Annotated in this window: 8 protein-coding genes; 1 reads left to right on the top strand and 7 read right to left on the bottom strand. The window is 54.2% G+C overall.

The window, feature by feature from the left end:
• Positions 1 to 86 precede the first annotated feature (86 nt).
• Positions 87 to 1,361 (top strand): GTPase HflX, encoded by a 1,275-nt coding sequence (gene hflX, locus JRJ22_RS01540; RefSeq protein WP_206102842.1) that lies wholly within the window; start codon positions 87 to 89, stop codon positions 1,359 to 1,361.
• Between the two features lie 66 nt (positions 1,362 to 1,427).
• On the opposite strand, the gene JRJ22_RS01535 is transcribed toward hflX, so the two are convergent.
• From JRJ22_RS01535 to JRJ22_RS01505, 7 genes are all read right to left on the bottom strand, one after another.
• On the bottom strand, positions 1,428 to 3,155 hold the full coding sequence (locus JRJ22_RS01535) for a DUF8769 domain-containing protein (protein ID WP_206102841.1): 1,728 nt from the start codon (positions 3,153 to 3,155) through the stop codon (positions 1,428 to 1,430).
• Between the two features lie 2 nt (positions 3,156 to 3,157).
• A complete protein-coding gene (locus JRJ22_RS01530) occupies positions 3,158 to 4,252 on the bottom strand; it encodes a glycoside hydrolase family 88/105 protein (protein ID WP_206102840.1) in 1,095 nt (364 codons plus the stop codon).
• A complete protein-coding gene (locus JRJ22_RS01525) occupies positions 4,239 to 5,969 on the bottom strand; it encodes a glycoside hydrolase family 3 protein (RefSeq protein WP_206102839.1) in 1,731 nt (576 codons plus the stop codon). The genes JRJ22_RS01530 and JRJ22_RS01525 overlap by 14 nt, the downstream gene beginning before the upstream one ends.
• Positions 5,970 to 6,356: 387 nt before the next feature.
• A complete protein-coding gene (locus tag JRJ22_RS01520) occupies positions 6,357 to 9,914 on the bottom strand; it encodes a carbohydrate-binding domain-containing protein (RefSeq protein WP_206102838.1) in 3,558 nt (1,185 codons plus the stop codon).
• A gap of 133 nt (positions 9,915 to 10,047) precedes the next feature.
• Positions 10,048 to 11,595, bottom strand: coding sequence for an ABC transporter substrate-binding protein (locus tag JRJ22_RS01515; RefSeq protein WP_206102837.1), 1,548 nt, complete (start codon positions 11,593 to 11,595; stop codon positions 10,048 to 10,050).
• A 55-nt stretch (positions 11,596 to 11,650) separates the two neighbouring features.
• Positions 11,651 to 12,544 carry a carbohydrate ABC transporter permease gene (locus JRJ22_RS01510; RefSeq protein WP_206102836.1) on the bottom strand — a complete coding sequence of 298 codons (894 nt, stop codon included), beginning with the start codon at positions 12,542 to 12,544 and terminating at the stop codon, positions 11,651 to 11,653.
• Between the two features lie 30 nt (positions 12,545 to 12,574).
• Positions 12,575 to 13,561, bottom strand: a complete 987-nt coding sequence (locus JRJ22_RS01505) for an ABC transporter permease (RefSeq protein ID WP_206102835.1) — start codon at positions 13,559 to 13,561, stop codon at positions 12,575 to 12,577.
• Positions 13,562 to 13,754 lie beyond the last annotated feature (193 nt).

The following is a 13,754-nucleotide window of genomic DNA, read 5'->3' as shown; positions in this document are numbered from 1 at the left end:
GTCCTCTTAGCCCCTTAGTACGCTTAGTCCGCACCCTACCACTTACCGCTTACTCAGTCACAAAATTTCAGGAGGTTGATGAATAGATGGAAACCATACAGCAACAGGCCATAATCGTGGGTGTTCAACTGCAAAAGCAAAATGAGACGGATTTCGCATATTCGATGGAGGAGCTGCGTAATCTGGCTGCCGCCTGCAATATCAGGGTTGTCGGCGAGCTAAGCCAGAAAGCCAGCCGGGTGAATCCCTCCCACTATCTGGGCACAGGCAAAATTCAGGAGCTGGCCGCAATGCCGGAGGATGAGGATACAGTCATTATCTTCAATGATGAGCTGACGCCTTCGCAGATCCGCAATCTGGAGTCGGCCCTGGACCGTCAGGTTATTGACCGGACGATTTTGATTCTGAATATTTTTGCGGAGCGGGCCAAAACCAGGGAAGCCCAGCTGCAGGTCGAAGTCGCCCAGCTGCAGTATATGCTTCCCCGCCTGACCGGCATGCGCGAATCGCTCGGCCGGCAGGGCGGCGGATCAGGCCTGAATAACAGAGGGACCGGTGAAACGAAGCTGGAGCTGGACCGCAGAAGAATCGAGGAACGGATTACCGCACTGCAGGCTGAACTTCAGACCCAGGTTGAACGGCGCCAGATCCAGCGCAGGCAGCGGCAAAAAAATGAAGTCCCGGTGGTCTGTCTGGTCGGATATACCAATGCCGGCAAGTCCAGCTTATTGAATGCCATGGTAGAGGAATATCATCCCGGCTCGGGCAAGCAGGTACTTGCCAAGGATATGCTGTTCGCCACCCTAGAGACGTCGGTCCGCAGCATTAAGCTGCCGGATCACAAAACCTTCCTGCTAACCGATACGGTAGGCTTCGTCAGCCAGCTGCCTCATCATCTGGTTAAGGCTTTCCGTTCTACGCTGGAGGAAGTAACCGAAGCCGATCTGCTGGTCCATGTCGTCGACGCTTCCGATCCGCAGCATGAACAGCATATGGAGGTAACGGCCGAGACGCTCAAAGCGCTGGGCGCAGAGGGCATTCCCACGGTGTACGCCTACAATAAAGCCGATCTGACCGGCCGGCCTTATCCTGTTGTGGAAGGAGACTCCGTCACCCTCTCCGCCAGACAGGGCAGCGGAATCGCCGAGCTTACCGGACTGATCCGCAGGCACGTCTTTAATGACTACATTCAGTGTGAAATTCTGATCCCGTATGACCACGGGAGCATCGTTTCGTATTTCAATGAACATGCCCATGTCCAGGAGGTCAGCTATGAAGAGCAGGGAACAAAGCTCCTGCTGGAATGCAGAGCTGCCGACTATGAGCGGTTTCGTGGCGATTTCATAGAGCTTTCGCGCTAACAGGTTTATATTAAAAGGAGCTGTGCTCCAAGGGTTGAACCTTGGGACACAGCTCCTTTGCTATGTTCAGAGCATGCTGTCCGCTGCCGGACCGGGACGCAGCCGCAGCGAGAAGGCTTCGCCGGATTCATTGCTGTCACACACCCGAAGTATACCTTCATCGGTTACCTCCACCCGCGGGCCTTCGCTGTCCCCAGCCTCCAAGGCAGCGAGCGAGAACACAAATGCCGCCTGCCGCAGGCTGGTGAAATCAATGCTGCAGCGCGGGCCGGAATACAGAACCAGATCCAGATTGAGGCTGTCCGCAGTCTGGTCCAGCTGCCAGCTCAAGCTCCGCCCGGAATCCGGCTGTCCGGTGAATACCGCAAACCATGTCGTCAGACAGAAGACGGACTCCCCGATCCTAAGTTCGGCTCCCTCTTCCGTGAGCTCTGCAGTGATGCCGCCGGTATGACCGCCAATCTCCAGCCGCAGCCGGAAATCCGCAGCATGGATTGCCCCGCTAATCCGGTCCAGATTAGGATGGGTGTCCCCGCCATCGGTCACAAAATCAATTCCGAACAGCAAATCCCCCTGATCCTGTTTGGTTTTAATCCGGGCAGAGCAATAATCATAGCCATCATGCAGGCAGCGCAGCCGGATATAAGCCGGAGCACCATTATTATTCACATAGGCCAGCAGCGGCCGCCTCTGATTCCATAAATCACTGTTCGTAAATGAACCCATGCTGAATTGCGGCGTCATAAAAGTAACCGCCCATTTGCCGCTGCCGTCATCGGCATTCCCCTCATAGAGCTGTCTCACCTCTTTGGTTGATGGTATTTTGAAGCATTCCAGATAAGCGGGCGGGCAATAAAACCCGCTGCCGTACCATTCCTCCTCATAAGGAAGCTCATCCCATGGAAAAAACATCACTTCCCCCCTGGTCGCCATTTGCAGAAACGCCTTGCTCTGCTCAGTCAGCAGTGTCTGGTAGGAGCGGGAGTGCGGGCCTGACCACTGCGCAGTCGCGGGATGATAATATCCGGCTACCGTTTTCCAGGTCAGCTCAATCAGCTCATTGCACAGCTCCTTCACGGTACTGTCCGCAGACTCGCTCCGCAGCTTCGATAGCTCCAGAATGGCGATATAGGTATAAACGGGACTGTTGAACTCCTGAAAGGCCCCGCGCTCCATGGTATATGCACAGAGCTTTTTCAAGCGTTCCAGCCCATAGACTGCATAGTCCTCCCGGCCGAGCCGCTCACCGGCAATTCTGGTGACAAAAGCCCCCAGAATAGCGATATTAGTATAATCGGGACCAACATTCCGCTTGATAATTGCCTCACAGGCATAGTCCACCGAACGGATCGTTGCCTCGCGCAGCTCCTGCGGAAAACGGTGCCCGTGACGCGCCAGAGCCTGAATCAGCCGGCTGCCGCAAAAATCGGCCCAGTTCCAGTCCGGCGGTGCCATCATAGCAAGCGGCTCTTCATAGAACCAGGACCAGATGCCAAAGGTGGCGTGGCTCCGGTCCGTATCCTGCAGGGAAATCACCTGTGCTATGATACCGAAGGCCCGCTGCTCCCATTCGGCGAGCTCTGTATCGAGCAGCCCCAGTGCATAGGACAATGAATCCCGCGTGGAATGGATAAATTCGGCCTGCTTCAGGGTGGTATGGTACCCCGGGCTGCTGAACGGCGAGCGCAGCATGGCAAGCTCCGGATGATAGCGGGCCTCCAGCCCCCGCATTTTGCGGATCAGCATTTTGCGCTGGTCAATATCTTCTCGGGTATAACCTGCCGCATTATTCACGCTTATTTCCCCGCCTTTCTGACCGTGGTCACATTCGGCTGTCCGTTAGACTTCCGGCTCAGCGTCTGTGCCAGCAATTGCATTACCAGCCCCTGCCCGTACAGTGCCGGATAGACAGCAATCTCATTATAGGCCTCAGCCGAAGGCATCACCGGAGTTCCGGCTGATACCCCCCTCACTTCACCGTCATCCGTGATGAGCGGAAGAATCGCACCGAGCGCCTGCTCCGCACCGGCCAGATAAGAGGGGTCCAGCATGCCGTTCTGTACGCCCCGAATGAATCCGCAGGCGATGCCCGCACTGCCCGAGGTTTCCTTATAATATTCCGGCCTGTCCAGAACTGTATGCCATAATCCGTCGTCCGCCTGGCAGGACCGCAGGCCAGCGGCAAGCCTGTCATACCGGCTGTACAGCTCCGGGGGGATCTCGGTCAGCCCCTTAATCTCTGCCACAATCTGCGGAACGGCAAGCGTAATCCAGGCGTTGGCCCGCGCCCAGCGGACAGCCGACATATGGTTCCCCTCCCGGCAGTTCCAGCCGTGGAACAGCAGCCCTGTCTGCTCATCCTGGAGCAAACGCAGATGCAGCAGCATCTGCTCCAGCGCCGCTTTCGCGATTCTGCGCTCCCCGGTCAGCCCGGCCTGCCGCGCCAGGAACAGCACGGCCATGTAGACCGTATCCGCCCATACCTGTTCCGGGAACTTGGCCGCTTCAGTGACAGTATGCTCCAGCGCCCCCTCCCGGGTTCTAGGCGCTGTCTCCAGCATCCAGCCGGCAATTTCACCGGCCTTCTCCAGAAACCAGCTGTCCTGCGTCCGCCGGTACAGCTCGGGAAAAACAGCATAAGGCGCCATGGCATTAATCACCTTGATGCCTTCGGCCTGCTGCCTGTTCCGCTTTACCCACTCCAGCACATAATCGACGGCCTTGTCCTGCCCCGCAGCCAGGCCGTAATCCAGAATGGAAATTACACCCACACCCGGTACCCAATCCCAATGGCCGATGTCCATTCCCCAGTTGCCCCTGTGCCGCTCAGCGGTCATATACGCAAATAGACGCTCCAATATAGGCTCGAGCATAAGCTTAGTGTGGGACATGCTGCACCCTCCTTGGACTCAGGTAATCTTCCTCAGGATCGGCATCAACAGGTGAATGTCCCAGGAACGGAGCTTCCCCGAACAGGGCTTTGACCGTGAATTCCACCGTTTCCTCGTGCAGCGAATAGGCATTTACGAGCGTGTCGAGGAACGGCATATCCCGAAGCAGAAAAGGCGTCGCAAAAGATACCCCGATCGGACGGATCGTCTCCGCATGCTGCAGCGCCCAGATAGCTTTGGCCGCTTCGCCCACCGGACGGGCCGAGTTCATCATGCCATGCAGCGGCATAAAATAAGGCACAAAGGCCGCATCCCAGCGGATCCCGGATTGCTCCCATTTCTGCAGCGTATTCAGCGGCTCGAATTCATCAAGAATATCCACCTGCAGCCCCCTCGCTTGTAACTGATCAACGAACAGACCCATCCGTTCAAAGACCCGTCCCTGTGTCACTTTGTTCAGCATGATGACCAGCACCCTGCGGGTCGTCTGCGGATCCAGCGGCAGGATATCTGCCCGGTTGCGGACAAGCGTGATACATTTCTCCGCAAGCTGTCTGCTCAGCTCTCTTGCCTGCAGGTCCTGCTCCGGCTTCAATGTATCATCCACCAGCGGGACAGCGAGGGGGTCGCGTCCCTGTGCATCCAAATGCTGGAGGCTTAGCTCTGCCTTCATGGCCAGAATCCGCCGCACACTGGCATCCAGCCGTTCCATCGTTACCATCCCTTGAGCCAGCGCTTTTTCCATGGTTTCAAAATACCTTACGCCCGGCCACAGCAGCACATCTGTCCCGCTGTTCAGACAGTCCACCATCCGCTGCTCATAATCTCCCCAGGCCAGGAATCCGCCCATATCCAGGGCATCGGAAAGCACCACGCCTTCAAAGCCCATCCGCCCGCGCAGCAAATCCGTAGTAATCCGCCGCGAGACGGTTGCCGGGACCGGCTTCTGGCCCTGGGCTGCAGCCCCTTCCATCCAAGGAAGTGCAATATGCCCCGTCATATACGACATAAGCCCTTGATCAATCAAATGCTGTGAGACCTTGCCATAGGTGGACCACCATTCCTGCTCCGGCAGGCTGTTGATTGTGGTAATGATATGCTGATCCCGGTAATCCACACCGTCCCCCGGAAAATGCTTGGCGCAGGCGGCGATTCCATAATCCTGCATCCCCCGCACCACAGCCGCAGACAAACGCTGGGCACGCCCGGGCTCATCGCCCAGACAGCGGGTTGTGATCACCGGATTCATCCAGTTCAGCAGCAGATCCGTCCCCGGCGCCAGCGCCCAGGTGAACCCGGCCGCCCGGCCCTCGACCGCCGTATATTTGCCGTATTCGTAAGCCAGCGCTTCATCATCGGCTGCAGCGAGCGCAAGCAGCGGCGGGAATGCCGTCAGGCTTTTAACCGCTGAACCCGCGCCGAATTCCAGATCGCCGGAGAACAGCAGCGGGAATTTGCTGACCCTCTGCAGCAGCTCTACCCATTCCCGGTATTCCCCCGCTTTGCCCGCAGCCTTCTGGATCACCTCTCCGCCGATAAAAAAGCTGCCTACCGGATATTTCTCCAGATACGCTCTGACTTCATTCTCATCTGTGGCCTTGAACGGCAGCCGGCCGGCATGGTCCTGCATCGTCTGCCCGATCTTCTCCCGCACACTCATGGATTGTAGTGTATGCTCCACCCAATCCTGCTCATCCTTCGTTAACGGCCTCCGCATGATCCCGATTCCTCCCGGTCATTTCTACTCCAAGTGTAACCAATACCGCCAGGCCTCTAAATAAAGGCAACTATGAAATAAGTTCAAAATTCTATAAAAGTATAGAATGAACATAAAATTTCAGAGTACAGGATCAGTCGCCACTGCGGTGGATATTTGGACTTCCGGCCGCTGTTGTCTTCGGATTTCTTGATTTTAACCGCTCTTAGCGGTAGAAATCCGAAGACAAAGGCGGACGCTATCGCTCCTACAGTTCCAAAATCCCCCTCCGTCACTCCTTCCTTTCCTCAAAGGTTTAGTTCAATCTATGTAGGCAACCCCCACCTCCCCGTAACTTGCAGGAAACGGGGATTGCCGGTTCAAGCACCGCTGCCTAATCACTGCCCGTCAGGGCAGGCTAATATGCAGCATTTCAGACAATTTGTTGTTTTCCTTGTTCATTTCCTCGTATCGCCAGATATCATTGACGAAGAATTGGACCGTGAAATCGCCGATCGCCGGGACCGTCCAGCGCGGTGTTCCCTGGGCGCTGCTGTTTGCGGTCAGCGTAATCTCTTCCCCCGGCTGGATGATGCTGTTGTTCGTATCCGACCAGGAGACAACCCCGCCATTGACGGAGAAGGCGCCGCCCGTAATCTGGCTAAGCCCGGTGGAAGCATTCAGCGGGGTCGGACGCACGCCGATATTTTTGACCTTGGCCCAGAAGATTAAGGAGTCCCCCAGCTGAGGTGTCGTATGGCTGGACGGCGTACCGTCGCTGTTCACGATATTCCAGCCGATGTCGGTAACGGTCAAATCGGGATTCGGGACGGGCAGCGTCTGTTCATACCCCTCGAACTGGAAGCTGCTGACCATAACTGTTCCCTCACGCGCGACGATTTCAATCCGGTGCAGCCCGTAATTCAGTCCGGTCAGCTCGTAGACAACCTTATTGTCGCCCTCAAGACCGGCCTGCGGAATAACCACGGTTCCCTTCAGCTCCCCATCCACATAGACATCCGCGCTGCCCATATCGCTCTTGATGTCCGATTTCCAGCGCACGCCGATGCCGTTAAAATTAAGCACCGCCGTGGCATCCGGCGAATAGGTCACGTGAGTCACTCCGTTCGGAGCCGGCTCAAAGCCGCTATAGTCGATATAAGCATTGTCATGCGCTACCGTATACCAGGCTGACACCGGAACAAAGGCTCCCTCCTCCAGCCTGAAATAATCGAGATTTGCCCCGTTTCCGCCGGAAGTAAAGGTAATCGTGTTATACCCCGGCTGAAGTGTGATGCCATACTGTCGGGCTGTAATATTGCTGGTCCAGCTTCCAGTGGTCGGCAGCGAAATGGTGGAGAGCTTTTGCCCGTTGACATATATATTCTTCTTCGAATCCTGATTGGAAGTGTATGCAACAGTTAAGGTATAACTGCCGCCGGAGGCCGAATAAAAGCCCTGGATCGAAATCGGACCGCCGTGGGTCTGCTCCACAACCTTTTTGCCGGAAGCGAGGTTGTTGGTGCCGATTCTTAACGGCAGGGCAAACGCAGCAGCCTCCGCCTCGAATTTCGTAGGGTCCCCCGCCACATGCGGTGTAATAGGCATAGCCAGAGTAGTCGCCGATACGTCAGGCGTTAAGGCAGACACGTTGCCCGATTCATCCACTGCCTGCACCCTGTAGCTGTATGCTGTTTCCGGGGCAACGCTGTAGTCATCGAAAAACGTAAGCTGTCCCGGCACGGTCATCACCGGCTCTGTTCCTCCGTCCCGGAATACGCGGTATCCGGTCACCTTATCATTGTCGGTTGAAGCGTTCCAGCTCACTCTGATCTGTTCATGGCTTACAGCCGCCGCAGCAGCGCCGGTTGGAATAGTAGGGGCGGTCGTCTCCAGTTCATCCAGGATATACTGCACCGTTTCGCCGGCCCCCAGAGTCACGTTAAGGGTGAGATATGGAGTTGCCGTGAGCTGCACGGTAGAATGTGCAGCAGCATAGCTGTTGCCTGCCCCGAACACTTCACCGGTGTAGGTTCCGCTGGCCGGCATCGTCACCTTCACCCGCATCGTTAACGGCTCCTTCTCGAAGTTGACGAAGTTCAGCAGGATTTTATCCGCCGATGCTCCAATGGTTGAGGTGCCGAGCGCCGAGGTATCAACTGCGCGGAAATAGGCTTTTTTGCCGGTTAAGGCAAAGGTATTCACCACCTTGTAGCTGAGCGGGCTTCCATGGGTCGCATACGCTGCAGCCAATCTGCGGAAGGTCTTCAGCCTTGTCTCTCCCCCCTCATTCTGATTGGCTGGCACGGCCACCGTATCTTCAAACCGGTGAGTATTCCAGTTGATGCCTGAGCCGAACAATCCAAATTCCGTACCGTCATTGAAGAAGGCTGCATGCTGCATAATATGGTCCGCATAGCCGATGTCGCCGCGTATCTCCCGGTCAAAGGCAGCGGCAAACCTGTAAGCATATGTGCCGTATTTGGTGTTGTCGGAGTGATTGTCATTGGCGCCGGTCTCGCTCATCGCCATCTCTTTGCCAAAGCCCTCATCCGATTGATTATAAACGCGCAGATTCTCATAAAGGCTGGCGCCAGGCAGCGGCTGCACGCCTGTACCGCCATAGCTGTGCCCGTTAGTCACATCGGACAGCTCTTCAATCTCCCGCCGCTGCTCCGCATCCCGTTCCCATCCGTCGGGTGTTCCGTTATATGGCCAATATGCCCAGCCCGGTGCCACAATCTTAAGGTAAGGCTGGCTGTTACTCTGCCGCTCCTCGTTCATCAGTTCATGAGTCGCCACCACGGCCTGCTGGGCCCAGCCGAACAGTCCCGGCTCATTGCCCGTCTCGGCATACTGATACAGGTCGCCGAATTTGCTGACGAAAGCCGCATAATAGCTTCTCAGAGCCGCTGGTATCATGCCGCCTGCCAGCTCCGTGTTGCTCTTCCAGTTGCCGCCGATAATATTCACCATCGGCTCCAGATTAAGATCACGCAGTGCCTTCAGATAATTGCGCCCCTGCGGGTCCCAGCCGCTGCTTGTGTCCGACCAGAAGGAGGCCCGCATCCAGTTGCCGCTATAGGCAATGCCCATCCATTTGGTCATCGGGGCCAGATGGCGGATCGCATTCTCGTCATATTTAAAGGTGGACGCGGCCAAGGTGCTGCCCAGATGGACATACCGGCCATGAACCGGCTCAAGCGCCGGTACATTCAGCGCATCCAGCCTGAAATAATCCCATTCGAACCATAAATATTGATCTCCGGCATACCCGGGGGCCTGCGGGTCCGCGTATAGGCCGCGGTCTACAGCCAGCGTAAGCACATTTTTGCCGATATGCAGCTGTTCCTTAGGGATATAGAGCTTGTAGGTCTGCTTCCAGGTGTCCATTAAAGCGGTTTCACCATTGTTCAGCCCGGTAATTTGAATCAGCCCGCTCATCAGGCCGTTGGAGAATACCGCCAGCTGGGGAATGGCCGTGCTGGCATCAATGACCTTGAAGCTGAACTGGATTCCGTATTCAGGAACCTGCGCCAGCTGGTACGTAAGCTTCATTGTGCCGTTGGCATCGGCCTTCATTCCTTTGGAGATCGTGCTCCACCTTGCGGGAGGTACGGGGAGAGTGAGTTTTTCACTAAATGCTTTTTCATATACGGATCCATATACGTTATCATATACACTGCTGTATACATTGCTGTATATGTTGTTATAATCGGCAAATTCAGACGAGCTGTTGTTCTGGTTCCCTACCTGCCACAACATGCTCACGCTCGGCTCATAAGTAGCACCAGTTACCGTATCCGGACTCAAGGCCTGCTCCACCGGCTCTGCATTTGGCTGTACTTCCAGCACAGCAGCGGCAGATGTTGAGGCAGCCTTTACCCCTGGTCCGCCTGGCGCAATAAACGTGGTCATAACCAATAACAGGACAAGCAGTTTCGCTGTACTTTTATGAATTCGCACATTAACACCCTCTTCTCTAATAAGATTAGGGCACCCCAAGTGCTGGCTCTGCGAATATGAATACCCGGTAACCGGACAAGCGGCTAATTTCACGACGCTTGCCGGAGACCGGGTCTGCTACTGCTTCAGTTACTTATTTGGCGGCCAGAAATGCATCCATTTGCGTTTGAAGCTCATTAATCACGGCATCCAGTCCCGCAGCTTTTAGCTTGCTGTTCATTTCCTTCAGGATCGGTTCCGGATCTTTTTCCCCAGAGTACAGGGTGTTCTTATACTGCTTCGTAATATTGATCAGCGCCCCGATCTGCGACTGCACCTTCGTGGAATCAAAGACAAAGCCGATGACCGGTGAGGTTTTGGAGTTGGCATTCCAGTCTTTGTACAGCTGCACCCGTCTTGGATCCTCATCCTTATTCAGGTAGTTGAGCAGCACATTCCCGATCATCCAGGAAGAGACGGAATTGTAGCCGCTGTCCGGAATGAACTCTACAGTGTTCGCATCCAGCTTCTTGTAATGTTTGCCTTCAATACCGAAGGTGAGCAGGTTATACAGTACAGGATCGGTATGAATCAGATTGATGAACATCATCGCCCGCTCCGGATTCTTGGAGGTTCTGGAGATGGCCAGCATCGAGCCCTGCAGACTCTTCGTGCCTACCTGCACCGGCAGGAGGGTTTTGATAATCATTGGCTTCTCGGCCAGACGCGTCCAGTCGTTGGTGGAGGTCGGGTTCATATTACCGTAGACGAACCAGGCTTTGCCGCTTTTTACAGCATCCTTCAGCTCTGTTTTGTCCGTGGCCCCATTCTTATTGATATAGCCGGCTTCGTACCATTTGCGGATCAGCTTCAGCCGTTCCAGGATTTCCGGAGTATCGTATTCGTTGAATATCTTCATCGTTTTGTAATCCAGCAGGGTCGGAATTTCATTGCTGCCGTCGAGGTCCTCGCTTTCCGGATACGCTGTGAACCAGTTCAGACTGTCCGTATGGTTCATGAACAAGGGGGACATGCCCGGCTCTTTTTCCTTAATGACCTTGAGCATTGGTTCAATATCTTCCAGCTTCGTAATGCTGTTCACATCAAAGCCGTATTTGTCGACAATCGCTTTATCAAAGGCAAAACCGACCGATTGGCCCAGTTCTTTTTCCGTTGGAACCGCATACAAATGTCCGTTTACAGTGGCAGCCTGCAGATACGCCGGATTGATCTGTGCTTTGGTTTCTTTGGCGTACTTATCCAGCAAATCCTCCAGCGGGGCATATGCGCCCTTCGCGGCATTGGTCATGAAGTTCCAGGTATAGACCATGTCGAAGACTTCGCCGGACTGGATCATCAGATTGACTTTGTCTGCCGGTTTATCCCAGCTCAGCTGGTTGATCTTGATGGTGGCGTTAATTTTATCCTTCAAATAAGCATTGATCTCCTGCTCTACGGACGCTACGTCCTTATCCGGCCCGCCGGGCAGATACAGGGACAGCTCTACCTGTTCCAGCTCATTCGTTTTTTCGGTGGCGGTGGCGGTAGCGGTTTCGGTGGCGGCTGGACCGGCGGTGCTTTTTGCCGTAGCCTCAGGGGCGGCGTTTTTGGTGTTATTCGTATTTCCTCCACAACCGCTTAGCGTAAGTCCGATCATCAAAACAAGTGATAGCATTAGACCCGTGCCTTTTTTAATTGCCATTACTCTTTTCCTCCCTCTTACTTGAAAAATATATGCTATTCGGCGTCAGCCGAGGTTAGCCTTTAATGGAGCCGAGCGTTAAGCCTCTGATGAAATAGCGCTGGAAAAACGGATACGCCAGCACAATCGGACCAATCCCGATCAGGGCCATCGCCATGCGGATCGTCTCCCCCGGAAGTTTGGCCAGCTCGGTGGCCGAGCCTTGGATCAAAGCCCCGTTGCGGCTCAAATAGTCCGCCTGGGAGATCATTTTGTACATCAGATACTGCAGGGAATAAAGATCGGTATCGGTAATGAAGATCATGCTGTTGAACCAGTCGTTCCAGTAATGCAGGGTGTTGAACAGCCCAATCGTGGCGAAGACCGGCAGGGACAGCGGGAAAACAATCCGGAAAAAGGTTCTCAGCTCGCCGGCCCCGTCAATTTTGGAGGCTTCGATCAGTGCCGGCGGCACGGACATCTGGAAATAGGTTTTCATTATCAGCACATTGAACGGAGAGAGCAGCATCGGAACGATCAGCGCCCAGACCGAGTTTTTGAGATCGAGCACCTGCGTGTACACCATGTACCAGGGCACCAGGCCCCCGCCGAACAGCATTGTAAAAAAAATCAGAAAGGCAAAAATGCCGCGGTATTTGAAGTCCGTCCGGGAAATCGGATACGCATACAGCGAAGAGATAAATACACTCAGCAGTGTACCGATCACTGTGACGAAGATAGACACCCCGTAGGCTTTTACAATGACGGTATAATCCTTAAAGATATAGCTGTACGCCTCCAGACTGAACTTCTCCGGGAAAAATTGATAACCATTCAGCACAATCGTATCGTAATCGGTAATGGAGATCATGAAGACCAGTACAATCGGCAGCAGGCAGGTGATCGTCAGGATGATAAATATAAGGTGGAGCAGCAGATTCGTAAATTTAGAGATTTCATTATTGGTCACAGCATTTCTCTCCTCCTAATCTTTCTTTACTCAGAAAACAGCCTGGTCCTTATCGACCTTGCGCACGATCCAGTTCGAGCCGAGCACCAGGAAAAATCCGACGAGTGACTGATATAAGCCTGCCGCTGCGGACATGCCGAGGTTGCCCATGTTGATCAGCGCGTTATAGACGTAGGTATCTATGACGAGCGTTGTCGGATATAGCGCCCCGGAATTCAGCGTGGTCTGGTAGAACAGCCCGAAGTCGGAGCGGAAAATGCCGCCGATCGCCAGAATAGTGGTGATGATAATGACCGGCCGGATCAGCGGGATCGTGATATGCAGGATCTGCTTCCACTTGCTGGCGCCGTCGATCAGCGCGGCCTCATAATACTCGGAATCAATGCCGATGATCGCCGCGAGATAAATTACACAGCCATAGCCGACCCCTTTCCAGAGGTTGATCAGCGGCAGAATGAACGGCCAGTACTTCGGCTCCGAATACCAGTTCAGCTCATTGAGCCCGAACAGGGAGAGCACGCCTTTATTAATGAAACCGTATTCAACATTGAGAAAAGCGAACACGAGATAGCTGACAACGACCATGGACAAAAAGTAGGGGAAGAACATGATGCTCTGATAGAATTTAGCAGCCAGCTTATTCTTCAGCTCATTCAGGGCAATTGCGATGGATACCGCAAAAACCAGATTGAGAATGATAAACACGAAATTGTACAGCACCGTGTTGCGCGTAATGATCCATGCATCCGAGGTGGCGAACAGGAACCTGAAGTTATCCAGTCCGACCCACGGGCTGCCCAGTATCCCGTCCACGTAGTTGATATTCTTGAAGGCAATGATAATCCCGAACATCGGCAGGTAATTGTTGATGAGCAAAAAGACAACGCCCGGCAGCAGCATAAGCAGCAGCACCTTATGCTTCAGCAAATGCTTAAATACAGAGCCTTTCTTGGCGGGGAGCCGCAACGGCTGGCTCTGCACCGTACTGACCGCACTCCTTTTCCCTTGAGTAATCATTAACTACGCCTCCTGATTCCATCATTCTCTCTCTTCATGTCTTAAGTGTAGCCGGAGCAGCAAATTTACTAAATAAGGTCATCTATAATAAAAGTTCGATAATCTATAGAGTTTCACATCGGAGTCCCTCCAGACTGATCCGCATAAAAAGAAAGAGCCGTCCACCGTTATAGATCGTGGACAGCTCTTTGCA

The organism is Paenibacillus tianjinensis, assembly GCF_017086365.1.
In the GTDB taxonomy this organism is placed as follows: Bacteria; Bacillota; Bacilli; order Paenibacillales; family Paenibacillaceae; genus Paenibacillus_AQ; species Paenibacillus_AQ tianjinensis.
This window is presented reverse-complemented; position numbering and strand designations above follow the sequence as displayed.

Bases quoted from the DNA above. Each gene is read 5' to 3' on its own strand.
- hflX (WP_206102842.1), top strand. From the start codon at position 87: ATGGAAACCATACAGCAACAGGCCATAATCGTGGGTGTTCAACTGCAA.
- JRJ22_RS01530 (WP_206102840.1), bottom strand. From the start codon at position 4,252: ATGTCCCACACTAAGCTTATGCTCGAGCCTATATTGGAGCGTCTATTT.
- JRJ22_RS01525 (WP_206102839.1), bottom strand. From the start codon at position 5,969: ATGCGGAGGCCGTTAACGAAGGATGAGCAGGATTGGGTGGAGCATACA.
- JRJ22_RS01515 (WP_206102837.1), bottom strand. From the start codon at position 11,595: ATGGCAATTAAAAAAGGCACGGGTCTAATGCTATCACTTGTTTTGATG.
- JRJ22_RS01505 (WP_206102835.1), bottom strand. From the start codon at position 13,561: ATGATTACTCAAGGGAAAAGGAGTGCGGTCAGTACGGTGCAGAGCCAG.